This is a genomic window from Streptomyces sp. NRRL S-31, from assembly GCF_000718775.1.
Taxonomy (GTDB): Bacteria; Actinomycetota; Actinomycetes; order Streptomycetales; family Streptomycetaceae; genus Streptomyces.
Window position 1 is genome coordinate 1 of record NZ_JOCB01000228.1, and the last position, 975, is coordinate 975.

General features: G+C 66.3%; 1 protein-coding gene. It reads left to right on the top strand.

Annotation, left to right across the window (positions count from 1 at the left end):
- Nucleotides 1-975 (top strand): AMP-binding protein (locus IF37_RS0138325; protein ID WP_030754362.1); only part of this gene is annotated, 975 nt, incomplete at both ends.

Sequence of the window (975 nt, forward strand, 5' to 3'; positions counted from 1 at the left end):
CCTCCACGTCGACACCCAGTGGCCCATCGGACCCGACACCGACCCCACACCCCTCGCCACACCCGACGACCTCGCCTACGTCATCTACACCTCAGGCTCCACCGGCAAGCCCAAGGGCGTCGCCCTCGAACACCGCGGCGTCGTCAACTACCTCCACTGGTGCGACCAGAACTACCCCACCCACACCCCCGGCGGCATCGGCACCATCCTCTACTCCTCCGTCACCTTCGACCTCACCATCACCGCCCTCTTCCTCCCCCTCATCCAAGGCCAGCAACTCGCCATCCCCACCACCACCCCCGACCACACCGCCTTCGACGCCGCCATCGACCTCATCTGCACCAACACCCCCATCAGCTTCCTCAAAGCCACCCCCTCCCACCTCGAAGTCCTCGCCGCCCACCTCGAAACCCGCAACACCCACCACCACATCACCACCATCGTCGCCGGCGGCGAAAACCTCACCCCCCAACTCGTCACCCGCCTCCTCAACACCAGCAGCACCCACACCACCATCAGCAACGAATACGGCGCCACCGAAGGCTCCGTCGCCAACGTCATGAGCCTCACCACCCAACCCGACCCCCACGGAGGCACCACCACCCTCGGCCGGCCCATCACCAACACCACCGCCTACGTCATCGACCACCACAACCAACCCGCACCCATCGGCATCCCCGGCCACGCCCTCCTCGGCGGCATCTGCCTCGCCCGCCACTACCACAACCGACCCGAACTCACCCACCAACGCTTCACCCCCAACCCCCTCACCCCACCCCACCCCGACCCCCGCACCTACCACACCGGCGACCTCGTCAAATGGCGCCCCGACGGCACCCTCGAATTCATCGGCCGCATCGACAACCAAATCAAACTCCGCGGCTACCGCATCGAACTCGGCGAAATCGAAAACGCCCTCAACACCCACCCCCACATCCACACCACCACCCTCACCACCCGCGAAGACACACCCGG